Raw genomic sequence first — 23,793 nt, 5'->3', positions numbered from 1 at the left:
GTGCCTGATGGAGTCTGTCTCTCGCGCAAAGCGCTTGTTTTCTACCACCCTGCCCATGCTATTCGGGGTGCTGTCACTGATGAGTTTTCAGTTAGTCGACAGTGCATTTATCGGCCAACTTGGGGTGCTTCCCCTTGCTGCGCAAGGCTTTACCTTGCCCATTCAAATGATCATTATCGGGATTCAGGTCGGGTTAGGTATTGCCACGACCGCAGTCATTTCACGCGCGCTTGGTGCGGATAAGTGCGACTACGCCAAGCAACTCGGCGGCTTAATCCTCCTTATGGGTACCTTCGGTGTCGCGGGTTTCGCCTTGCTTTTGTATGCGCTACGTCACCCGATATTAATACTACTCGATGCCCCTCAGAGCGTATTTCCGGTGATTGATAGTTATTGGATTATTTGGCTGGTCAGTGCTTGGGCGGGGGCGGTGCTGTATTTCTTTTACAGTATTGCGCGAGCCAACGGAAACACCTTGCTGCCCGGCTCCATGATGGTGGTCACCAGCCTGTTAAACTTGGTCCTCGATCCTGTGTTCATTTTCTGGCTCGATTGGGGCATAAATGGCGCTGCCGTCGCAACCCTGATCGCTTTTGGTAGCGGTGTGGTCATTGTCGCGCCACGGGTTATTCGCAAAGGTTGGATCTCGATGGCGTGGCACGATTTAGACATTGCCAAAAGCGTTAAATCCATCGGCCATATTATGGGGCCGGCGATGATAAGCCAACTGCTACCGCCCGTTTCGTCCATGCTGGCAACCAAGCTACTCGCCGGCTTTGGTCCTGCGGCAGTTGCGGCATGGGCGGTGGGATCTCGCTTTGAATTTTTTGCGATTGTATCTGTGCTCGCACTAACCATGTCGATGCCACCTATGGTGGGTCGCTTACTGGGTAAAGGTGATCTCACCGAGATCCGTCATTTGGTGAAACTGGCCTGTCAGTTTGTCTTAGGCTTTCAATTGCTGATCGCTGTAGTGACCTGGTTTGCCGCCGATCCACTCGCCCAACTCATGACAAGCGATCAGCAAGTGACCGACATTTTGCATTGGCACCTGACCCTAGTACCGTTTAGCTTAGGCGCTTTGGGCGTGTGCATGTTGATGGTCTCCATTACTAATGCATTAGGCCGTTCATACACCGCCTTGACCATCTCCGCCCTTCGTCTGTTCGCATTTTTCTTGCCATGCTTATGGTTGGGCGCGCAAATGGCTGAGTTATATGGTTTATTTGTGGGCGCTTTAGTCGGCAATATTCTCGCTGGCGCAGTGGCTTATGGTATGTATCGACGCGCAATGGTTAAGCTTATGACGCGCAAGCCCCTCTAAACTGACTTAACAGTCACCACTATCATCGACGAGATACCACTAAAAAGCCCGCCACAACAGGGCGGGCTTGTGAACACAACGCGCTTAACGCATACGGGACTAATAACCCAGCTTGGTCAGTGTCGCTTGAATATCTTTGCCTTCACCGCCAGAGAGAGTTTTCACCGCAAGGTTAGGACGGTTGGTGAAAAAGCCATCCACACCACGGTCACGATAGCGCTCAAAATCTACCGCTTGATCCACGGTGTAAACATGCATCAGCAAGTCTTTCTCATGGCTCATCTCTACCATCCAAGGCGCTGCAAGCTCCATGTAGCTAAACTGGCTTGACCATGCATCATCGTGCTGCGTTTGGATAGTGGATGGGCCCACACCGATCGCGCCATGCTGTTTGGCATAATCCAACCATTCTGCGTAGCCTTCTTTCGAAGCAACTTCTTGGCGCGCATAGTATTGGGCGTAAGACTCATCGTCTGCTTTCGGCGCACTGTCCTTGGTGGGAATGTAGCCATCACCCGCCCAAAGCAGCAAGATTTTTGGCACGGTTGGCATCACGCTTTGCAGCGTTTCAAGGCTCGATTTATTAAAAGTTTGTAGGATCACTTTGCCCTTGGCATCGTCATCTAGCCAGCCATGCTTGGTCAGATCGTCTTTCAAATCTTTCTCAATGCCAGGGAAGAACTCCGGCACCTTGGTCTCGATATACAGACCGGGCTGATGCGCACAGCCTTCAGCGATTTCACGCACTTGGTCTAAGGTGACAAGCTTCAAGCCACGGAAGCTTTCACGCGCGCGCTCTGGGTATGATTCATTAAACCAGCTACCCGCATCCAGTTTTTCCAGCTCTGCCCATGTAAAGGTATTGACCGGATCGTCGGCACGCTCAGGGTAGACCGTCTCGATATTAGTATTGCGCTTGAGGTTATCGTCATGCACAGCAATCAATTTGCCGTCTTTGGTGCGCTGCAGGTCAAGCTCGAGGTAATCGGCCCCCACTTCACACGCGAGCTGATACGCAGGCAGCGTGGACTCGGGGGCGTTGTAGGAATCACCACGGTGGGCAATAACGGCGTGATCGGCAATGCCAAGCTTTTCGCTAAGCGCACTGTCACTGGCTTGAACTGAAGAAGAGAAAGATAAGGCACTGGCCACACTCAGTGCGGCAACGGTCAAGCTCAGGGTCGCTTTTGATGTTGTATTCAACGGATACTCCTTAATGTCGTTGAAATTGGCGAGATAATTAAACGCTTGTTCAATTATCGAGACAGCATAGCAAAAGCCTGATTTAAAGAGAAAACAAACTCAAAACGCCCACGACAAATATGGGCATTCGCACGGTTAAACGGCCACTATCGACTGTTGTTGCCCGTTTACGTCTAAAACTATCGAGGTTTTGTCAAAGCGAAAAACGGATCGGCACTGTGACGGTGATTGTCAGCCCTGGCAAGGCATCTGGCGGCGTCGGTAAAGGGGAAGCGCGCTGTACCAGCGCCTTAGCCTCTTCGTCCAAACTCTCAAAGTGGCTCGAGGTTTGGAGTTTGACCGATTGCACCTCGCCTTGGCGATTGACGGTAAAGGTTACCCGAGGCGAGCCTTGCTGCTTAAGTCGCCGAGCAAATCGAGGATAGCGCTTATAGTGCGCCAAATGCGCGTGAACCCGTCGCTGCCAATTCAACTTGGCAACCTTCCCCTTTACGGTTAGCTGTCCTTGCGCTGGGCCAGTCACTTTTTCACTGTGTGTTGGCGCGTCAACATGTTTCGGCGCACTCGCCTCTTGCGCGACCGACGACGCACGTGACGTTTTGGGGCTTTCCTTTGGTTTAGGGCGAGGCTCAGTCATTTGCACCTTGTGGGTCTCAACCGTTTTTTTCGTCTCTACCGCTTTAGGCGGCTTCTTGACAGGGCGTGAGACAGACTGCGGTTGTTTTTGGACTTGCGCATTTTCTTTATCTTCAACCACAGGCGTCGCGTTTGGCGTCGGCATCACTTTTTCCGGCACCGTCTCAGATGCATGAGCAGGCTGACTGGCGCGTTGCGGTTTGCCCTCTTTCACATCGTGCTTTTCCACCTTTGGGGCAGACACGTCTGGTGCGATGACAGAAATAGCAATCGGCACCGCGGCGGGAGGCGGTGCGAGCGTGCGCGCCGGTGTCCAAAAGTACGCGATCGCCATCCCAAGGTGGAGACTGACGCTTACTGCCGCCCCCACCAACCAGCCTTTTCGCGTGCGGTCTAACTCAAAGCCTTGCGGCAACCCAGCCAATACCGTCATGAGGAACTCGATGCTGACTGCGCAATACCCACCAGCCCGACTTGCTGATAACCCGCTTGACTAAGCGTATTAATCACTTCCAACAGTGACTGATAAGGCAAGGTTTTATCGGCCCGCAAATATAAACGGGTTTGTTTGTTCGCCACCCATTGAGGCAACTTCTGACTGGCTTCCTCAAGGGAAAACGCAGGATGCTCATCAACTTGCAGCATTTGTCCAGAGCCTACAGACAAATACACAGGCTGACTGGGCGAGGCATTCGGCTTCGCCGAAGAGGTGGGTAAATCCACCGGCACGCTGACGGTTGCAAGCGGGGCCGCAACCATAAAAATGATCAATAACACCAACATCACATCGATAAATGGTGTCACATTGATCTCATGGTTTTCTTGTAGTTCATGGTCTGACGATGAAAATTGAAAGCTCATGCCTCTACCCTGCCTGTCGCCACGCAAGTTCAGTTTGCGCATTGCGCTCACTGTCGAGATCACGGCTCACCAGCACCAAAATAGCCACCGCTAAATCCCCCATTTGAGCACGATACGCAGCCAATGCACGGGTAAAATAGTTGTAAACAATCACAGCTGGGATCGCCGCGACCAAGCCAAGAGCCGTTGCCAGCAGGGCTTCAGCAATCCCGGGGGCCACCACGGCTAAATTAGTCGTTTGCGTATGCGCAATGCCAATAAACGCATTCATGATCCCCCACACGGTACCAAACAGCCCCACAAAGGGAGCCACGGACCCGATCGATGCCAGCACCCCTGTGCCGCGATTCATCATGCTAGCCTGTGCTACCTGTACCCGCTCCAACCGTGCTTGTATCCGCTCTTTAACGCCTTGACTGACTGCATCTACTTGTTCGGATAGGGCAAGCTCGGTTTGCGCCGCACTAAGAAACGCCAGCCCAGTACCCTGATGACACGATGCCGCCGCTTTGGCCGCCGCAAAGCTTTCAGCGTGAGCGCAAAGTGACACCAGTGGCGCTAAGCGGCGACGTGCACGACCGAGTTGCCACTGCTTAGTGACGAGCACAGCCCATGTCACGCCGGAAGCCGCCAGCAATATCAGCATGACCGCTTTGACGATAGGATCCGCAGCCTGATACATACCGAGCGGAGACAGTGCATCAACGGACAAATGGGTGGCCTGCGAGCCTAAAGCGGTCACCACTGACCCGCTCTCCGCAGGTGCCGTGGATTCACTCGCCTGCACATGCACCGTGATGACCAAGAGCCACAGGCCCAGTCCTATCCAATATCGCTTCATTTTGAGTCCTTATTATCCATGCGTAATACGCCATATCGGTTATCTACCCGCTATACCGCACGAATAACGAAAACCCGTAAAAATTTTTAAAATTGTTTTTCAAACTGTACTTGGATGCGCGTGTAATCATGGCTATAGAGCCAATCAACATTGCTTCGTGTTTGATGATACTGGCCTGTAATCACCGGAGAAAAACCCGCCACAGTGAGCGTAGACAGGCGCAAACTCAATACCAGCGTATGTTGAATATCACGCCGCTTATTCCCCAACATAGCGTTGTATTCTCGATAGTTACGATCTTGATAGGCATAACTAAACAGACCATCGAGTTCGGGCGTCGGCTGAAAACTCACCCCGACTCGTCCTCCTAGGCTGCGCCAGTCAAAGACAGTATCCTCACTTTGGCTATCCGTGTAGTTTCCACCGATAAAAGCTAACCAGTTGGGATGAAGCTGAGAGAACCATGTTGCAGACAAATAGGTTTCCTGCCCCGACAGCGCCTTCAGCTGTGCGCCTTGATAACGGATATCTTTGCTGACAACCGTTCCCTTAAACGTCGATGCAGGAGTAAGGATACGTAAGTAGTCAAGATTGACACCAAAGGTATGGGAGATCCAAGAGCCTCCTTGCCAAGTGCCTTCCAATAACGGACCTATTGAGAGTTGATTCGCCGCATTTTGATACCGATACCCAATCAACCACTGGGTGTCCCACTGGTTATAGGTATCGTTTTTATCGTAATCCGCACCATATGCCATACCACGGATAAAGCCATGGTGATGACCAGACACAGCCCATGTTTTTGCTGCCGAGAGCGTGGCTCCCCAGCCATAACTGGCAATCGCGTCCGGCGTTTTTCGTACGTAAGCACACCCTGCAGCCACCGATAGCAAACAGGTTTCACTGTGAGACGTTTTATTGATATTGGTGTGATACTCAGGTCCAATCGCCAACGAGCCTTGCCATGACTGACGCAAAGACAGTGCTTGTAAATAGGCCGAGACGGTTCGCTGAACACCAGCAGCGTGAGGCATACCGGCAATGCTTGTCGCGATAGCCTCAAAGTACTGTTTGGCCTCTCGGCTTTGGTAATCTTCAAATAACACGCGCGCTAATGCTAACTGCGCCAGTAAAAAATCAGGCTTAAGCTTAAGTAGAGCTTGATAGTAATGCGCGGCTTGGGCAAGGTTTCCTGCCTGCCGGGCTAATCCCCCCTTGGCATAAAGGATTAACATCGCATCGTGGCCGGGTAATGTTTGATAGTAAGGCAGCCCTTCAGCCACCCTATCCCAAGCGTGTTGCTGTATCGCTTGGTAGAGCGCTCTTCCCAATGCATTCACATCCAATGTTTCTAAAGGAACATGCCATGATGGTGTGCTGGGCAGTGCTAAATCGGCCTCTGCCAGCGCTTTGTCTTCCGACTGTTTTTGTTGTTGTCTCTGACGTTGTTCAATACGAAGGTCTGTTTCCGATTGGCTACTGAATACCAACGTGGGCGTGATCATCAAGCTAATAACGCCGACGACTAAATAAAACCGCATGCAACACCCGCAAATAAAAAGCAGAGGCACATCGCCTCTGCATCATAAAAAATAAACGCTATTTTTTGGTGCCGCCAAAGGCGGTATTAAGATCGCGGTCGGCAAAGGTTGCAATCCCAGCAAGGGCTGCGGCATCTGCACCAAAGAAATGGCCTTGTGTGTCCCCTACAACCCCTTGACCACTACGTAAAGCATGCGCGTCACCCTTAAACGCTGCAGTTTTCGCATCAATATCTGCATCAATGCTTAGTTTCATCGCAGCATTACTGATGGTGCCGCGAACGGTTTTAGCGGAAAAGTCTGCGTTAAACTCACCAATCAACGCATTATTGCCAGTAAAGCGGTTCAAGCCAGTCACTGCATAAGATGCAGTGCCCGATGTGGGCAGACTCGTTTGGGTGTTATCGCCCGCATAATACACACTGCGATCTTGGCCATTACCGGCAAAGTCTTGCGACCATTCACCAAACCACACGTCGCCCGCACCGGCCTGCGCAAAGTTAAACACTCCCGCATCCCCGGCATGTGATGTGCCATTGGTGTAAATATCGCCTTGCTTTTGGGTACTGCTGGCACGGGTTAACCCTTCAAAGTCCACCTTAAATGTCGAGGAGATACGGTTGTCATTACCAATCCCCGCCTTACCCATTGTATGGGGGCCAAAAGGCACATTGGATGTGCCGACTTCAATATTGGCGTCATCGCTTTGTGTGCCAACAATATCAGCCAAAGCAGATGTGGTAGTTAAAATGGCACTCAGTGCTATCACGACGGTTTTGTGCGGCATAATGTGACTCCTAGGTAAATGATTTCAACGTCCAGCAAATTATTTGCTTCATCCTCTTTACCGTTCAGTTCAGGCAAACCCGTAACCGCGTCGTTAAAATTTTGCTTTTAGCATCAATTTAATAGTGCGCCCTGGCGCCGGTACACTGGAACGCACCAGTGGGTCAATGTGGTAGACATCGGTTAAATTGGTCCCTACGACTTCAAGCGCGATGTGGCGTGATAGCTGATAATTGGCAAATGCATCAAACGTTAAGGTATCGTCGCGCTGGACCACCTCATCTGACTTGGCTTTAGCAAGGTACGCGCCTTTGATCCCAGCTTCTAACTGACGATTGAAAAAGCGATGGCCCAGTTGCAGCGACGTCGACCACGCTGGGGGGACTTGCGATTCTAAATATCCGCCAGGAAAACCGCCAAACAGACAATTGCGATAGTATTCTGGCTCGTCGGGGCGATAACGTGTGACGACGGAGCTCTCATCACAGACTTTATTGGTGAGCATGTAAGCGCCATTTAAATCGGCAAACCAATCACCATCATCGTAGTTCGCTTGCAGCTCCAACCCTGCCAGCGTCTGCGAATCAATATTGCTAAAGCGCAGCATGTCATCTCGCTCAATCACATTTTCAGTGAGGTGGTGAAAGTAAGCCAGTTTCAGATCACCGTGAGTAAAATGATGAATGTAGCCTAACTCGTGATTCACCGTTGCTTCGGGTTTGAGGCTGGTATACGCATTATTTAACGCGGAAAAGCTAAGCGTGCTTTCAAAGAGGCTTGGAAAGCGCAACATTTGGCTGTAGCGATAGTAAATACGGTCTTGCTGCGTGGGAGAAAATGCCACGGAGGCAAACGGTGACCAACCCTGCCCGTGATCGTGTGTTTTGGGACGCATGTTCACTTTGGTATTCAATTGATTGGTCGCACGACACGTCCCTTCAATGTAGTTGTCTGGTAATAGTCCATTAGCGGGGTCACAGGGGTTTTGCGCACGGCTATATTTACCGTTTCCATCGTGTAACCAAGCTTGTGTGCGCTCTTCAATTTGACCTTCTTTGCGCAGCTTGGCTTCTTCTTCAGCAAGATCAGCCAATATCTGGCTCTCAGGCACCCCAAAAAATTCCAAACTTTCGCGATAACGCTCTAACCTCGCCTGAATTTCAGCCTCACTCAGGAACACTCGCACTTTATAGCTGGCTTCAAGCCCCGGTGAGACAGCCTGCTGCGTGAACAGAGTATCGCCCCCTTCGGCTTGGCGCGCGGCAAGGAAGTCATCTTTAACATCAAAGCCTTGAAACTTCACACCAGCGTTAAGCGTCCATTGGGTATGTGGCTGCCAAGTGGCTTGTAAGCTGGCATCAAATTCTTGATAGGTCCCTTCTTGTGGAAAGTGCACCCAACCATCGGCTTTGTTCGCATCATAAGTGTCATCAGAACGTTGCTCTCGGTATTGATATCGTCCTGCGGCAGTCATAGATAAGGTGTCACTGAACGCAATGGTATTGCTGATATTCACGCCAATACGGCTATCTTTTGCATTAGACGCAGCAGTATTGCGCAACAGGGTGCTGTAGCCCGGTAACAGGTCATGGTTATTGGCATAGTTAGGAAACCCACCTCGGGTATTGGTATCACTGACGGTGTAGGTGGTCCATAACTTGGCCGTTAAATCAATCCAAGGGTCCTTTGGCGACCAGTGATAATCAAGGTTGTAAGCTTGGGCACGCACGCGGCTAAGTGGCCATTGCGCCATTTTATTGCCATCGACTAAGTCACCAGAGCGGCTCGCCATGATTTCACCATACTCGGCATCGGTGTAGCGCGCGCCAAGGCTCAATTGCTGCGCGCCCTCGAAAAGGAATGTACTTTTCAGCAACACAGATTCGGTTTCGCTGGACGTGTTGGGAATTTCCGCGCCCGGCAGATGGCGCAGTGCCAAGGTCTCTGGGTCGACCTTGGTCATATAGGCTTCTTTCGAATCGCCGCTTTTATAAAAACCGCTATCATGTTTGCCACCATAATAATTGCCTTTATAGCGATAAGCGTAAGCAGCCAACCATTCCATGCTTTCGTCTCGTTTCGCCAGCGCAAGACGGTAAGCATAGTCATCCCCCGAGAAAGGATTGTTGTTCTTGTTGTGGCTCATCGGCTGCCAAAGCGAAGGATCGGCGTAAGGATATTGGGGTGTGGACGGAAACCCGTCGACGTCTCGATAATCTTGCCCTGTGTATAAGGTCCCTAACGTGGGCGCAACCGCATTGTTGCTTCCTTCAATCAAGAACTCACCGCCAAAGTCTTTTCCCGGCAGCAAAATATCTTGTGCAGAGAGGGTATTGACGACCACCGCGCCGCCTGTGGATGTTTTGACATTCGCCACAGTATTGGGGCCTTTGATCACCTGCACACCACCAATTAAGTTGGGATCAATGTAGCTGCGATTCGAGACACCACGATAGCCACGCCAGACAGTCAGCCCTTGCTCTGTACCATCAATGAGGACAGGCACACGACCCGGCCCTTGAACACCTCGAATATTTGGGTCAATGCCTCCGCCGTTGCGCGCATCGCCACTGTAAACATTGGGCATACCTTTAAAGAGATCAGCCGCATCTTTACCTTTATATCGCTCAACCTCTTTTTTGCCCGCGTACACCGTTGACCGGTTGTCATCGTAAACAGCATATTTACCCGCTTCATCGCGACTAATCTCTCCTTCCGAAAACGACACATCTAGGGTATCGAGTGTCAGCGACTCTGTGCTGTCGGTAATTTGATAGCTGCCATCGGCTTGTTGGTGTGCCGTCAACCCCGTACTGGTCAGCAGGGTGTTGAGGCCTTGCTCTGGAGTAAACTGTCCGTCGAGCCCCGCACTGTAAAAACCTTCGGACAAACGCGCATCCAGATGAAATTCGATACCCGATGCCAGCGCAAAGGCTTTTAATACCGCATCAAGCTCTCCAGCGGGGATCTGGTAGGTATTTACCGTGTCTGTTTGGGCATAAACGGGGGAATAAAAAGGCACGCCCAAGGTTAACGATAGACACAATATCGATGACTGCAGTTTCACAATACGGCTCCACTTAAGTGAATTAACTAACCGATACACCGAACGAAGGAGTGAGATCCGTAAAGATGAGTGTCATTTTTTATTGGGCTGGAATAATTTGCACCCAGAGCGCAGTACGAAAGCGCAGGGCAATAGGCAGAATGGTTTCTAAATGCGCCAGCGTTTGCTGGATATTACGGGTGGAAAATACCCCCGTCACGGTTAGATCATTCAGTTGCGCATCTAAGCGCAACCAGCCTGAGAAATACCGTGAGAGCTCTTCAACGAGCGTCGAAAGCGGCATGCGTTCAGCCACGAGTTTTTGCTCCAACCAGCTCACCGCGTGAGTTTCTAAAGGCGCAAGATGCCGCACCTTATTGTCCGTGCATTGCACCGAATGCCCGGCGGGAATGTAACGCCGTTGACCCTGAAACGGCTGAATACGCGCATTGGTCGATAACAATTGTATGGCACTGAAGCGCGCAAACTGGCGCACAGCAAGCTGGCCTTGCTCCTCAACCCACACCTGACCGTGGGCGGTGAGAACCGATAAAGGCGATGCCGCTTCGAGCATCACTTCACCGCGTTCAAGGAAAATTTGTTTTTTCCCGCCTTGATAATCGACCCACACCCGCGAGTCTGTGTTTAACGCGACACGACTCTGATCCGGCAAGGTGAACTGTTTGAGCTCCCCGACTCGGCTTGCCAAGGCAACGCCCTGTTCGTAACGCTGCGCATTAGAGCGCCATGCCAATAAGCACCCTGCGCCAATACCAATGCCACCAAGCATCAAAAACCGCCGGCGCGACAGGCCACTTTGTCGCAATAATACCGAATGATGTCCCGAGACATCCTGAAGCTGGGATTGCACACCTTCCAGCGCTTGCCATGCCTTTTCATGATGAGGGTGAGCACGTCGCCACTGTGATAGCGCCTGTTTATCCTGCTCAGACACGTCGTCGGCCCACATACGGGCCATCCATTGTGCCGCTTGTTCAACCACGTGAGGTGATAACGACGACATAATGAATCACTCTTGTGCGGCGAGTACACAGGTCGCCAATGCCTTGGCGACATACTTCTCTACCGAGGAAATCGAGACAGAAAGCGCCTTTGCGATGTCTTTATAGCTCATTCCCTCGAGCTGGCGCATCAGCAAAGCCTGCCGCACCTTGACCGGCAAATGCCCTAATAACGCATCAACCGCCACCAAGGCTTCCATGGTTTGTTGGTGTTGCTCGGGCGAGCTGGCCATGCGTTCCGGCTGCGCTTGCAGATAGTCTAAGTAAGCTTGCTCAACGCGACGACGGCGATACCAATCGACGATCAAGCCTTTGGCGATATGAGTAAGGTAAGCACGCGCACTGTCTGTATCAGGCAAACGGCCAGAGTTAAGCAAACGCAAATAGGTATCTTGCACTAAGTCTGCCGACGTTGACGGGCATCCCATCCGTCGCTGAATAAAGCCCGAAAGCCAGCGCTGATGTGACACATACAGCGAGGTAACACCCTGATGTAACGCCTGCTGACTCCCTATCATTGAATGTGCTCCCTACACCAAAATCGACCACTCAATACAAACGCTAACAATTATCATTAATAATTGCGTATATGCAAGCATGTTCTAGACAGAGCCATGCTTTATCGACTCAGCGCACAGTTTGTGTCACACCGGCAATCGCGCACACATGTATCGAGTCAGTAAGTTCACGCTCTAGCGTTCAAATCCCCGCCGGTTCGTGCTAACCTGCGCGCCTCCCATCGGGAGACTACTATCTATTCGTCGATCTCCGTCAATACGATTGCGCTATGCTTTGGTATTGGCATCAGCCGGTTAAAGTGATCAATCCATGAGTCAAGGTACGCTTTATATTGTTTCTGCCCCGAGCGGTGCAGGCAAATCAAGCCTGATTTCAGCACTGCTGAATGACAACCCACGCTATGACATGAAAGTGTCGGTTTCACACACCACACGCGCTATGCGTCCCGGTGAAGAAAACGGCGTGCATTACCATTTTGTCGCAGTAGAAGAATTCAAGGCCTTAATTGATCAAGGCGCCTTTTTGGAACACGCAGAAGTCTTTGGCAACTATTACGGGACATCGCGCGTATGGATTGAAGAGATGCTTAATAAAGGCATCGATATCTTTTTGGACATTGATTGGCAAGGGGCGCAGCAAATTCGTCAACAGATGCCGAACAGTAAAAGCATCTTTATTTTGCCGCCTAGCCGCGAAGAGTTAGAGCGCCGTCTCACCGCTCGCGGCCAAGATAGCGAAGAGGTGATCGCCAAACGCATGCAAGAAGCACGTTCAGAGATCTCTCACTATGCTGAATATGACTATTTGATCATTAATGATGACTTTGATGTCGCATTAATGGATCTTAAAGCGATCCTCCGTGCAGAGCGGATGCGTCAGCCTAAACAAGCCAGCAAATATCATGCAATGATTGACGACTTGCTGGCCGACTAATCATGAATATTGGCGTTTGTTCGATTGCAGCGCACCCAGTGCTAGCAATGGACGGCCGCCTTTTGTATAATTTTCGGTCATTTTTAAGACCTGTTTATCACTACAGCTGGAGTCCTTCATGGCACGCGTAACTGTTCAAGACGCCGTTGAAAAAATTGGTAACCGTTTCGATCTCGTTCTGGTTGCGGCCCGCCGCGCCCGCCAAATGCAAACGGGTGGTAAAGATCCTCTAGTACCAGAAGAAAATGACAAGTACACCGTGATCTCACTGCGTGAGATCGAAGAAGGACTGATCAACAAAGAAGTGCTAGACGCGCGTGAGCGTCAAGAAAAGCAGGAGCAAGAAGCTGCCGAAATGGCCGCTGTTAGCACCATTTCTGGTCACCGTTAATCGCGTCATCATCAGGGAACAGGCCGTTTGTACCTCTTTGATAGCCTGAAAGAAGTCGCGAACCAATACTTGCCGGAATCGCAGCTTGAAGCGCTCCGGCAAGCGTATCTGGTTGCGCGCGATGCCCATGACGGGCAAACCCGCTCCACCGGTGAGCCCTACATCATCCACCCCATCGCCGTTGCTCGGATCCTCGCAGAAATGCGCTTGGACTGCGAAACCTTAATGGCGGCGTTGCTGCACGATGTGATTGAAGACACAGACGTGACCAAAGAGGATCTGCAACAACGCTTTGGTGATGTGGTTGCCGATCTGGTGGATGGCGTTTCCAAGCTCGACAAGCTCAAGTTTCGCGATCGCAAAGAAGCGCAGGCGGAAAACTTCCGCAAAATGGTCATGGCCATGGCCCATGACATTCGCGTCATTCTGATTAAGCTCAGCGACCGTACCCATAATATGCGTACCTTGGGTGCTCTGCGCCCCGATAAACGTCGCCGTATTGCCCGCGAAACACTGGAAATTTTTGCCCCACTCGCTCACCGCCTCGGTATTCACAATATTAAAGTGGAGCTCGAAGAGCTCGGCTTTGAAGCGCTCTACCCCAACCGCTATCGCGTCCTCAAAAAAGTGATTGCGCAAGCGCGGGGCAATCGCAAAGAAATGATCCAAAAAATCCATGCGGAAATTGAAGGCCGCTTGGAAGATGCCGGGATCAACGCGCGCGTGCTTGGCCGAGAGAAGAACCTTTATTCCATCTATAACAAGATGAAGAATAAAGAACAGCGCTTTCATACCATTATGGATTTGTATGCCTTTCGCGTGATCGTCGACGACCTCGACACCTGTTACCGCGTCTTAGGGCAAATGCATAATTTGTATAAACCACGTCCCGGCCGCTTGAAAGATTACATCGCCGTGCCGAAGGCGAACGGTTATCAATCACTGCATACGTCAATGATTGGTCCGCATGGTGTACCGGTTGAAGTGCAAATTCGCACCGAAGACATGGACCAGATGGCGGACAAAGGGGTCGCTGCGCACTGGGCGTATAAGAGCGGCGCCGAACGTCCATCCGGTACCACGGCACAAAAACGTGCTCAGCGCTGGATGCAAAACTTGATTGAGCTGCAGCAAAGCGCGGGGAACTCCTTCGAGTTTATCGAAAGCGTTAAATCCGATCTTTTCCCCGATGAGCTGTATGTCTTTACCCCGAAAGGGCGTATCGTCGAGCTCCCCGTGGGCGCCACGGCCGTTGACTTTGCCTATGCGGTTCATACCGATGTGGGTAACACCTGTGTCGGCGCGCGAGTCAATCGTCAACCGTATCCGCTAAGCCAACCTCTGAAAAACGGCCAAACCATTGAGATCATTACCGCACCGGGCGCTCGCCCGAATGCCGCATGGCTCAATTATGTGGTGACCGCTCGGGCACGGACCAAAATCCGCCAAGTGCTCAAAACTATGCGCCGTGAAGAATCAGTCACATTGGGACGTCGTTTGCTCAACCATGCGCTAGGTGAGAAGAACCTACCCGATGTCGATCCTGACCGCCTCAATGCAATTTTGACCGACCTGAAGCTAGAAAACAGCGATGATTTGCTCGCCGCGATCGGCTTGGGTGAGTTAATGAGTGTCGTGATCGCTCGCCGCCTGCTGGACGATGAAAACACGGACGCGGAACCTTCGGACGGGAAAATGCCTATCCGTGGCGCAGATGGTATCTTGGTCACTTATGCCAACTGTTGCCGCCCTATTCCGGGCGATCCGATTATCGCGCACGTCAGCCCCGGTAAAGGCTTAGTGATCCACCGTGAAACCTGCTCAAACATTCGCGGCTACCGTCAAGAGCCGGATAAATATATGCCTGTTGAGTGGGCAGACGATTTCGATCAGGAGTTCAGTACTCGTCTACGCGTGGATATGCAGAACCATCAAGGGGCGCTAGCGGATTTAACCAACACCATCGCCGCGACGGGATCGAATATTCAGGGACTGACGACCGAAGAAAAAGATGGCCGCTTGTACACCATCTTTGTTCGCCTCACCATCACAGACAGGGTTCACCTTGCCAATATTATGCGCCGCATTCGTGTGATGCCAAACGTGGTCAAGGTCAGCCGTCAAAAGAACTAGCCATGTTGCCATTTCGTGCTCAGGCTATCACTCGCCCGCCTTTTGGTGGGCGAGTTTGTTTCTCTCCTATCGTGTAACTAACGGAACCTCACCATGACACCAGAACGGTTTGAACGAATTCATCAAGTGCTTGCTCAGCGCCAGCCTGATCTCACCGTGTGTATGGAACAAGTCCATAAGCCAAATAATATCTCTGCCATTATTCGCACCGCGGATGCCGTCGGCGTACATCGTCTTCATGCCGTCTGGCCAAAAGGCAGTAAAATGCGCGCTTTGGGTGGCACCTCAGCCGGCTCTCGCAACTGGGTCGATGTACAAACCCATGATTCGACTGCCGAAGCCTTTGATGCGCTTCACGCTCAAGGCATGCAGATCTTAGTCACCAACTTATCCGACACCGCCATCGATTTTCGCAACGTCGATTACACCCGCCCTACCGCTATTGTATTAGGCCAAGAAAAAGAAGGCATCAGTCGCGAAGCGCTCGATAAGGCGGATCAAGATATCCTCATCCCAATGGTGGGTATGGTACAGTCATTAAACGTGTCAGTGGCGAGTGCTCTTATTCTGTATGAAGCCCAGCGACAGCGCCAATTAGCGGGTATGTACCAACGGGCTCACACCCGTATTCCGGACGAAGAAGTCCACAAGATCCTGTTTGAACGGGGCCATCCTGTTTTAGCACGCGTGGCCAAACAAAAAGGGCTGCCCTATCCACCGCTGGATGAACACGGGCAAATCGTTGCTGATGAGGCATGGTGGTCTGCGATGCAGGCAGCCAAACACAAACGTAGTAAATAACGGACTATTTTGATGCGATCATCCATGCTCAATGCTGTCTCAGTCGAAACACTGGCCGGTGTCGGCGCCAAAATGGCGGAAAAGCTGACCAAGCTGGGGTTGTATACGGTTCAAGATGTCTTGTTTCACTTGCCGTACCGTTATGAAGATCGCACACGCGTCTGGCCGATCGCCAGTTTGCTCCCCGGACAAACCGCGACCGTTGAGGGTGAAGTGACGCACAATGACACTGTGTTTGGGCGCCGCCGCATGCTGACCGTGCGGATCCATGATGGCAATGGTGCGCTGACGCTACGCTTTTTTAACTTCAACGCCGCGATGAAAAACAGCCTCGCCATCGGCAAACATGTGAAGGCCTATGGCGAGCTAAAACGCGGTAAGCATGGCCTAGAAATCATTCACCCTGACTATAAAGTCTTTTCTGAGCCTACCGAACTTGCGCTAGAAGAAACCCTGACACCTGTCTATCCCACCACCGAAGGGCTGCGCCAAGCTACCTTGCGCAGTCTAACCGACCAAGCGTTGGCATTGCTGGACAAAAGTGGTGTACAAGAGTTACTCCCTGAGGGCTTATATGATAGACAGCTTTCATTACGCGATGCCTTACACCTTTTGCATCGTCCGCCACCGGAGGTGTCACTTGAGGCCTTGCAAGCCGGACAACACCCTGCTCAACGTCGCTTAATTATTGAAGAATTACTCGCCCAACATCTGTCGATGCTGTCCGTTCGTCATCAAGCGCAAGCGGTCAGTGCCACGCCGTTGCCACCGAATGGGGCGCTGAGCCAACAATTGCTGGCCAACCTGCCATTCTCACCCACAGGGGCACAATCGCGCGTGGTCGATGAAATCAGTCGCGATCTGGCTAAGCCCGTCCCCATGATGCGCTTGGTACAAGGCGATGTGGGCGCGGGTAAGACGCTGGTTGCGGTATTGGCGGCGCTGCAAGCTATCGAACACGGTTACCAAGTCGCATTAATGGCCCCCACGGAGCTATTGGCCGAACAGCATGCGGTGAATTTTGCCCAATGGCTGGAGCCGTTGGGTATTCAGGTCGGTTGGCTCGCCGGTAAGCTTAAAGGCAAAGCGCGCGACGCTGAACTTGCACGGATTGCCAGCGGTGAGGCGAAAATGGTGGTCGGCACGCATGCGTTGTTTCAAGCCCATGTCGACTTTGACCATTTAGCCTTGGTGATCATTGATGAGCAACACCGCTTTGGTGTTCACCAACGCCTCGCCCTGCGAGAGAAAGGCGAGCAACAAGGGGCACATCCACATCAATTGATCATGACAGCCACCCCGATCCCGCGCACTCTCGCGATGACTGCGTATGCCGATCTCGATACCTCGATTATCGATGAGCTCCCCCCGGGACGCACGCCAATCCAAACCGTTGCCGTGCCAGATACGCGTCGCGATGACATTATTGCGCGTGTCAGTGCCGCCTGCAGTGAAGGCCGCCAAGCGTATTGGGTGTGTACCTTGATTGAAGAATCCGACGCTCTAGAAGCGCAAGCTGCTGAAGATACCGCCACCGCACTCAAAGCGGCACTTCCTCATCTTGCCGTCGGCCTTGTCCACGGACGCATGAAAGCGGCCGAAAAACAAGCCGTCATGCAAGCCTTTAAGCAAGGGGAGCTGCATTTGTTGGTCGCAACTACCGTGATTGAAGTGGGCGTCGATGTCCCCAATGCGAGTTTGATGATCATTGAAAACCCCGAGCGGCTCGGGTTGGCACAACTTCACCAATTACGGGGCCGTGTCGGTCGAGGCTCCGTCGCCAGCCACTGTGTGCTCTTGTATCATGCCCCTTTGTCTAAAACCGCCAGTCAACGCTTGGGCGTCCTGCGCGAGAGCAATGATGGCTTTGTGATCGCACAGCGCGATCTCGATATTCGCGGGCCCGGCGAGCTTCTCGGTACCCGGCAAACCGGCTTGGCCGAGTTTAAAATTGCCGATTTGGTGCGTGACCAAGCGCTGATCCCCGAGGTACAGAAGTTAGCGCACCACCTGCATCAACACTATCCGCAACACGCCGCCGCAATCATCGCACGTTGGCTTGGCCATAAAACCCATTATTCCAACGCATGATCGCCGATATCGCTCTCCCAGTGGGCCATGACCAACGCCATGGCCTCGGATTTGCTATATCCGGCTTGATTGGCCACCTGAATAAAATGCGCCAATGGCGCTTGTACATATTGCAACCGTTGATGAGGCTCAGCAGGACGCGCTTGCTGGCTGACTTTCATCCCAACGCCTCGCACTCGCTCTAACCATCCTTGCTCGGCAAGTTGCTGATAACTGCGCGAGACCGTCATCGGGTTCATCTTTAACTCTCGCGCCAGCACGCGTACCGACGGCAAGCGCTCGCCTGAGCGCAGCGCACCACTGGCGATCTGACGCTGGATTTGCTCAATCAATTGCTGAAATTTCGGGGTAGGATCGTTTTTATCTAAACAAAGTCGCATAGGCCATAGTGTGTGTATTAGTTCTATACGACAGTATGGTCGGCCTATCCGCCTTCGCGAATAGGCCGTGGAGAAAACGTGGCAACGCGCACACTAGCTTTTAGTACGCCCTTGATTGACCGGAAATGTCATCTGGATCCTCAGCCCTCCTTCGGTACGGGAAGACAAGCGAATATCGCCGCGCAGTTGTTCTACAATCCGTTTCACAATGGCGAGTCCCAGTCCGGTTCCCTCGCTACCACGAGCCGAATCACCCCGCGTGAACGGCTGGAAAAGCGACGCTTCTAGGCTCGCATCAATGCCCGGTCCATTGTCCTCAACTTCGACCCATTGGTGGGTATGATCGGCGGTACTGCCACAACGAATGCGTACCCAGCCGTTGCCATAGCGGACCGCGTTAACCACCAAGTTAGTCACGGCCCGCTTAAGCGCCACCGAGTTGGCATACAACTCGCCATACAAAGGCAGCAACTCGGTATCCATCTCGATACCCACCAGCTGTTGGCTATTCGCCACATCACGACAAATGCTCGCTAAATCTACCGGATCAGGGTCTTGCTGCTGCACCGCGCGCAGATAATCCATAAACTGGTTGATGATCTCGTTGCACTCTTCGGTGTCTTTGGTGATGCTATCGGCAAGGTACTCATCGTCCGGCGACATCATTTCGGTCGCCAAGCGAATGCGCGTCAGCGGCGTGCGCAAATCATGGCTCACCCCTGCCATCAGCAAGGCACGATCCTCTTCGAGTTTACGTATGCCTGCAGACATTTTATTAAACGCCACTGTCACCGCTTGAATTTCAGAGGCGCCTTTTGGAGCGACAGGCTCAGGAAACCGGCCTTCAGCCACATCTAACGCAGCACGCTCTAAGGTCACCAGTGGGCGATTTTGCATCTTAATAAACAGCCAACCACCTGCAATCACCAGCAACGCAATAATCAGGCTGTATTGGAAAAGGGGCGCAAAGTCATCTTGATGCAGTTCGGAAAGCGGAATACGCATCAAAAAGTCATCGATGGCGTCAAACTTTAACCACAGTACATAGCTGTCTTCACCGCTGACAAGGCGCACTTCGGTCGGCGTTCCCAGCTCTTCGCTCATCCGCGCACTGAGATAATCGATCTGCATCGCGTCTTGGTAGGCGCCTGCGGCGTCACTATTGGGGGCATGTAAGGTCACCCCAATTTGTTCCAGCAGTTGCCGACGCACGGGCTCACCCAAGTGCAGCACTTCCCCGTCTTTCAGCGTCCAATCCTCTTCCAGCATCAAGCGCACTTCAAAGGCCAGGATTTTATTGAACTGCTGCAGGCTGGGGAGCAGGGCATAATTAACGATGGTGAGATAAGAAAAAACTTGGCTGGCAATCAATAGGCCAGCCAAAATCAAAAGCGTGCGGGCAAAGTTGGTGCGCGGCGACATCCGCATCGCTTATACCTCGCCGTCAGGGACAAACACGTAGCCCAGTCCCCACACGGTCTGGATATAGCGTGGCTTGCTCGGATCGTCTTCAATCATGCGGCGCAATCGCGAGATTTGCACGTCAATGGAGCGTTCCATCGCGGAGTACTCACGTCCGCGCGCCATATTCATCAGCTTGTCGCGTGATAACGGCTCGCGCGCATTGGTCACCAAGGCTTTAAGGACCGCAAATTCGCCCGAGGTTAACGTCATCGGATCGTCATTACGGAACATCTCCCGTGTACCGAGGTTGAGGCGAAACTCGCCAAATTCGACCACCTTGGTGTCTGCACTCGGTGCGCCCGGCGCTTCAATGGTTTGGCGGCGCAAGACAGCACGGAGACGCGCCAATAGCTCCCGTGGGTTAAATGGCTTGGGCAAGTAATCGTCCGCGCCCACTTCTAATCCGACAATGCGGTCAATTTCATCACCCTTTGCGGTGAGCATTAAAATCGGTAATTGGTTGTTCGCCTGACGCAAACGGCGGCAGATAGATAAGCCATCTTCACCCGGCAGCATCAGATCCAAGACCATCAGGTGAAAGGCTTCCCGCGCGAGCAAGCGATCCATCTGTTCGGCATTGGCCACACTGCGCACTTGGAAGCCCTGCTCAGTTAGGTAACGCTCCAGTAGCGAACGCAGACGCATATCATCATCCACCACTAGGATTTTATAGTTTTCTTGCATGGTTAACCCTCATACTCAATGTGGTTATCTGCCGACAAATCAAGCAGTCATTGCTGTAATCATACCGGATTTTGCCACATTTGCGCGGATTGACACTGATGGTTCCGCCACGAAACAACGAAGAAATTGTTACCGAGTGTTGCCTCGACAAGCTTGCTCGGTTCTTGTAATTTGCTCATTGAAATTGCATCACTTATTGAGGCTTCGCGAGGGTTAAGGAGACGCTGCGTGAAAACCAAACTGGTCACCCGTGAAGGGTTTAACGCACTCAAAGCGGAACATGACCACCTGTGGCATGAAAAACGCCCAGAGATCACCAAAATTGTCAGTTGGGCGGCAAGTTTAGGCGACCGCTCAGAGAATGCCGACTACACCTATAACAAGCGCTTGCTGCGACAAATTGACCGCCGCGTCCGTTATCTGCGCAAGCGGCTGAATGAACTCACCATTGTCGACTACTCACCCCAACAAGAAGGGCGGGTCTTTTTTGGCGCTTGGGTAGAAATTGAAAACGAGGCGGGCGATATCAAACGCTTTCGGATTGTTGGCCCTGATGAGATTTACGATCGTAAAGACTACATCTCGATTGATGCGCCCATGGCGCGCGCCCTGCTCAAAAAAGCGGTCGATGATGAGGTGGTGGTCCGAACCCCTGAAGGCGAGAAGCATTGGTTCGTCAATACAATCACTTACCCAACCGAGACCGACTCACGGGAACCTTAACGACCACAAGGGTCAAAGAAACAGATTCAATGGCAGTGCTGCGGTGCTGCCGTGCTTGTTTACAAAAGGATATGCATGCACAGTCAACTGACTCAAACCCTGGCTAAAGAGCTCAATGTCTCACCCAACCAGGTCGCAACCGCCGTTGCGCTGCTCGATGACGGAAATACCGTCCCCTTTATTGCTCGCTATCGAAAAGAAGCCACCCAAGGGCTGGATGACAGCCAACTGCGCACGCTGGAAACACGCTTAGTGTACTTGCGCGAAATGGAGGCTCGGCGTGACACCATCCTAAAATCGATTGATGAGCAAGGTAAACTAACCGATAGCTTGCGTCGCGACATTTTATCGGCGGACAGCAAGAACCGCTTGGAAGATCTCTATCTGCCCTATAAACCCAAGCGTCGTACCAAAGGACAGATTGCCATTGAAGCAGGCCTAGCGCCCTTGGCCGAGGCCTTATGGCAAGACGCGTCGCACGATCCTGACACGCTCGCCCAATCCTATCTCAATCCCGAGCAAGGCATCGCCGACACCAAGGCAGCACTCGACGGCGCCCGCGCCATCATGATGGAACGCCTCGCTGAAGATGCCGCCTTGCTCGATAAAATTCGTCAATATCTCAACCAATACGCGGTGTTACGCGCAAGTGTTGTCACAGGCCAAGAAGAGGCTGGGGCGAAATTTAAAGACTACTTCGATCATCAAGAGCCGATCGCTAAAGTGCCTTCTCACCGCGCCTTGGCCATGCTACGTGGCCGCAACGAAGGCGTCTTGCAACTGGCCTTAGTCGCTGACCCAGACCAAGAATCAGACAGTAAAGGCAGTATCTGCGAAACCATGATTGCCGAGCATTACGGCTTATCCTTGGGCAGTGCGCCCGCCGATCGTTGGCGTAAGCAAGTTATCGCGTTCGCGTGGCGAGTCAAAATACTCATGCACCTTGAGACTGAGCTTATGGCCAGTTTGAAAGAGCGGGCCGAAAGCGACGCCATTGATGTCTTTGCCGCCAACCTGAAAGACGTTCTGATGGCCGCTCCCGCGGGCCCACGCTGTACGCTCGGCATTGATCCGGGTTTGCGTACCGGCTGTAAGGTGGCCGTGGTGGACGGTACGGGGAAATTGCTCGATACCGCCACCATTTATCCTACCGCTCCGCGTCACGACATAAATGGGGCGAGCAAAACGGTGCTCAATTTAATTAAACGTCATCAGGTCAACCTCATCGCAATCGGCAACGGCACCGCCTCCCGCGAGACCGAAGCGTTTGCCAAAACCATGCTGAGTCAGGCCGGCTTAGCCATTCAGACCGTCATGGTCAGTGAGGCGGGCGCCTCGGTGTATTCGGCATCGGAATTAGCTGCGAATGAATTTCCCGACCTTGATGTCTCGCTGCGTGGTGCCGTTTCTATCGCCCGCCGCCTGCAAGACCCACTGGCCGAACTGGTTAAAATTGACCCGAAATCGATTGGTGTAGGCCAATATCAGCACGATGTCTCTCAAAGTCAGCTTGCCAAAAAACTCGATGCTGTGGTCGAAGACTGTGTGAACGCGGTCGGCGTGGATCTGAACAGTGCATCGGCGCCACTCCTGACTCGTGTCGCTGGCTTAAGCCAAACCATGGCGCAAAATATTGTCGCTTTTCGTGATGAAAATGGCCGCTTTGGCGATCGTAAAACCCTGCTGAAAGTGCCGCGTCTTGGCCCTAAAGCATTCGAGCAATGTGCGGGCTTTTTACGGGTAATGGACGGTGCCAACCCGCTGGATCGCTCTGGCGTTCACCCAGAAACCTATTCTTTGGTCAAACGCATTGCGGAGAAAACCGGCAAAGCCGTCGAGGCACTCGTCGGTAACAGCCGTTTCTTGCAAAGCCTGAACGCGAAAGAGTTTGCGGATGATAGCTTTGGGGCGATCACGGTTACCGACGTGCTTAACGAGTTGGCAAAACCCGGCCGCGACCCGCGTCCTGAGTTTAAGACCGCCACCTTTGCGGAAGGCATCAATCAAGTCAGCGACCTGAAGCCCGGAATGCAACTGGAAGGCGTGGTGACCAACGTGACGCACTTTGGCGCCTTTGTCGATGTCGGAGTTCACCAAGACGGCTTGGTGCACATCTCCGCCCTATCGAATCGCTTTGTCAGTGACCCTCGCGATGTGGTCAAAGCCGGAGATGTGGTTAAAGTCAAAGTGATGGAGGTGGATGTACCACGCAAACGGATTGGCTTATCCATGCGTTTGGACGATACCCCTTCAGGCGACAGTGCGCCCCAAGGTCAAGGCGATAACCACAAAGCGGGACAGCATCGCCCATCACGCAAGGCGCCTCGTCAACCCGCCAAACCTATCGGCGGGAGCATGGCAGATGCCTTTGCCCGCGCCAAGCGCTCTTAATGACGCAAAAAAGCCCCGCTCGT

Annotated in this window: 20 protein-coding genes; 8 read left to right on the top strand and 12 right to left on the bottom strand. The window is 52.5% G+C overall.

Annotated elements, in window-relative coordinates; genetic code table 11:
* Positions 1-7: 7 nt before the first annotated feature.
* The gene (locus N7E60_RS00695) at positions 8-1,324 is read left to right on the top strand and encodes an MATE family efflux transporter (RefSeq protein ID WP_269597866.1); all 1,317 of its coding nucleotides are present in this window, start codon (positions 8-10) and stop codon (positions 1,322-1,324) included.
* A 99-nt stretch (positions 1,325-1,423) separates the two neighbouring features.
* Here the strand turns inward: N7E60_RS00695 and N7E60_RS00690 are convergent, their stop codons facing one another.
* The 9 genes from N7E60_RS00690 to N7E60_RS00650 all read right to left on the bottom strand — a co-directional run bounded on the left by N7E60_RS00690 (position 1,424) and on the right by N7E60_RS00650 (position 11,778).
* Positions 1,424-2,527: a glycerophosphodiester phosphodiesterase gene (locus tag N7E60_RS00690; RefSeq protein WP_241836753.1), complete on the bottom strand. Its 1,104-nt coding sequence runs from the start codon at positions 2,525-2,527 to the stop codon at positions 1,424-1,426.
* 193 nt (positions 2,528-2,720) lie between these two features.
* Positions 2,721-3,596, bottom strand: coding sequence for an energy transducer TonB (locus tag N7E60_RS00685; RefSeq protein WP_269597864.1), 876 nt, complete (start codon positions 3,594-3,596; stop codon positions 2,721-2,723).
* The gene (locus N7E60_RS00680) at positions 3,593-4,024 is read right to left on the bottom strand and encodes a biopolymer transporter ExbD (protein WP_069588974.1); all 432 of its coding nucleotides are present in this window, start codon (positions 4,022-4,024) and stop codon (positions 3,593-3,595) included. The genes N7E60_RS00685 and N7E60_RS00680 overlap by 4 nt, the downstream gene beginning before the upstream one ends.
* A gap of 4 nt (positions 4,025-4,028) precedes the next feature.
* Positions 4,029-4,865: a tonB-system energizer ExbB gene (exbB, locus tag N7E60_RS00675; protein ID WP_269597863.1), complete on the bottom strand. Its 837-nt coding sequence runs from the start codon at positions 4,863-4,865 to the stop codon at positions 4,029-4,031.
* A gap of 86 nt (positions 4,866-4,951) precedes the next feature.
* Positions 4,952-6,406 carry a surface lipoprotein assembly modifier gene (locus N7E60_RS00670; protein ID WP_269597862.1) on the bottom strand — a complete coding sequence of 485 codons (1,455 nt, stop codon included), beginning with the start codon at positions 6,404-6,406 and terminating at the stop codon, positions 4,952-4,954.
* 58 nt (positions 6,407-6,464) lie between these two features.
* Complete coding sequence (locus tag N7E60_RS00665; protein WP_269597861.1) at positions 6,465-7,193, bottom strand: Slam-dependent surface lipoprotein; 729 nt, start codon at positions 7,191-7,193, stop codon at positions 6,465-6,467.
* 93 nt (positions 7,194-7,286) lie between these two features.
* Entirely contained in the window at positions 7,287-10,259 is a 2,973-nt protein-coding gene (locus N7E60_RS00660) for a TonB-dependent receptor (RefSeq protein ID WP_269597860.1), read from the bottom strand.
* Between the two features lie 79 nt (positions 10,260-10,338).
* Positions 10,339-11,262, bottom strand: a complete 924-nt coding sequence (locus N7E60_RS00655; protein WP_269597859.1) for a DUF4880 domain-containing protein — start codon at positions 11,260-11,262, stop codon at positions 10,339-10,341.
* Between the two features lie 6 nt (positions 11,263-11,268).
* Positions 11,269-11,778 (bottom strand): sigma-70 family RNA polymerase sigma factor, encoded by a 510-nt coding sequence (locus N7E60_RS00650; RefSeq protein ID WP_069588980.1) that lies wholly within the window; start codon positions 11,776-11,778, stop codon positions 11,269-11,271.
* 310 nt (positions 11,779-12,088) lie between these two features.
* On the opposite strand from N7E60_RS00650, the gene gmk reads away from it, so the two are divergent.
* From gmk to recG, 5 genes are all read left to right on the top strand, one after another.
* Positions 12,089-12,712: a guanylate kinase gene (gene gmk / locus N7E60_RS00645; RefSeq protein ID WP_069588981.1), complete on the top strand. Its 624-nt coding sequence runs from the start codon at positions 12,089-12,091 to the stop codon at positions 12,710-12,712.
* Positions 12,713-12,830: 118 nt separating this feature from the next.
* Positions 12,831-13,103 carry a DNA-directed RNA polymerase subunit omega gene (rpoZ, locus tag N7E60_RS00640; protein WP_069588983.1) on the top strand — a complete coding sequence of 91 codons (273 nt, stop codon included), beginning with the start codon at positions 12,831-12,833 and terminating at the stop codon, positions 13,101-13,103.
* Between the two features lie 27 nt (positions 13,104-13,130).
* Positions 13,131-15,236, top strand: a complete 2,106-nt coding sequence (spoT, locus tag N7E60_RS00635; RefSeq protein WP_269597858.1) for a bifunctional GTP diphosphokinase/guanosine-3',5'-bis pyrophosphate 3'-pyrophosphohydrolase — start codon at positions 13,131-13,133, stop codon at positions 15,234-15,236.
* Between the two features lie 93 nt (positions 15,237-15,329).
* Positions 15,330-16,037: a tRNA (guanosine(18)-2'-O)-methyltransferase TrmH gene (gene trmH, locus N7E60_RS00630; protein ID WP_269597857.1), complete on the top strand. Its 708-nt coding sequence runs from the start codon at positions 15,330-15,332 to the stop codon at positions 16,035-16,037.
* Positions 16,038-16,049: 12 nt separating this feature from the next.
* Positions 16,050-18,128, top strand: a complete 2,079-nt coding sequence (gene recG / locus N7E60_RS00625) for an ATP-dependent DNA helicase RecG (RefSeq protein WP_077455030.1) — start codon at positions 16,050-16,052, stop codon at positions 18,126-18,128.
* Here the strand turns inward: recG and N7E60_RS00620 are convergent.
* The 3 genes from N7E60_RS00620 to ompR form a co-directional block, all read right to left on the bottom strand.
* Positions 18,113-18,508 carry a GntR family transcriptional regulator gene (locus N7E60_RS00620; RefSeq protein WP_077479794.1) on the bottom strand — a complete coding sequence of 132 codons (396 nt, stop codon included), beginning with the start codon at positions 18,506-18,508 and terminating at the stop codon, positions 18,113-18,115. The two genes, recG and N7E60_RS00620, sit on opposite strands and share 16 nt — an antisense overlap.
* A gap of 93 nt (positions 18,509-18,601) precedes the next feature.
* A complete protein-coding gene (gene envZ, locus N7E60_RS00615; RefSeq protein WP_269597856.1) occupies positions 18,602-19,936 on the bottom strand; it encodes a two-component system sensor histidine kinase EnvZ in 1,335 nt (444 codons plus the stop codon).
* 3 nt (positions 19,937-19,939) lie between these two features.
* Complete coding sequence (gene ompR / locus N7E60_RS00610) at positions 19,940-20,656, bottom strand: osmolarity response regulator transcription factor OmpR (protein WP_167313823.1); 717 nt, start codon at positions 20,654-20,656, stop codon at positions 19,940-19,942.
* A gap of 228 nt (positions 20,657-20,884) precedes the next feature.
* On the opposite strand from ompR, the gene greB reads away from it, so the two are divergent.
* A complete protein-coding gene (greB, locus tag N7E60_RS00605) occupies positions 20,885-21,379 on the top strand; it encodes a transcription elongation factor GreB (protein WP_069588996.1) in 495 nt (164 codons plus the stop codon).
* Positions 21,380-21,454: 75 nt separating this feature from the next.
* Positions 21,455-23,770 carry a Tex family protein gene (locus N7E60_RS00600; protein WP_269597855.1) on the top strand — a complete coding sequence of 772 codons (2,316 nt, stop codon included), beginning with the start codon at positions 21,455-21,457 and terminating at the stop codon, positions 23,768-23,770.
* Positions 23,771-23,793: the final 23 nt, after the last annotated feature.

This window comes from Salinivibrio proteolyticus (genome assembly GCF_027286365.1).
Lineage (GTDB): Bacteria > Pseudomonadota > Gammaproteobacteria > Enterobacterales > Vibrionaceae > Salinivibrio > Salinivibrio proteolyticus.
The sequence above is the reverse complement of the archived record's forward strand: the minus strand, read 5'-3'. Positions and strand labels throughout refer to the sequence as shown.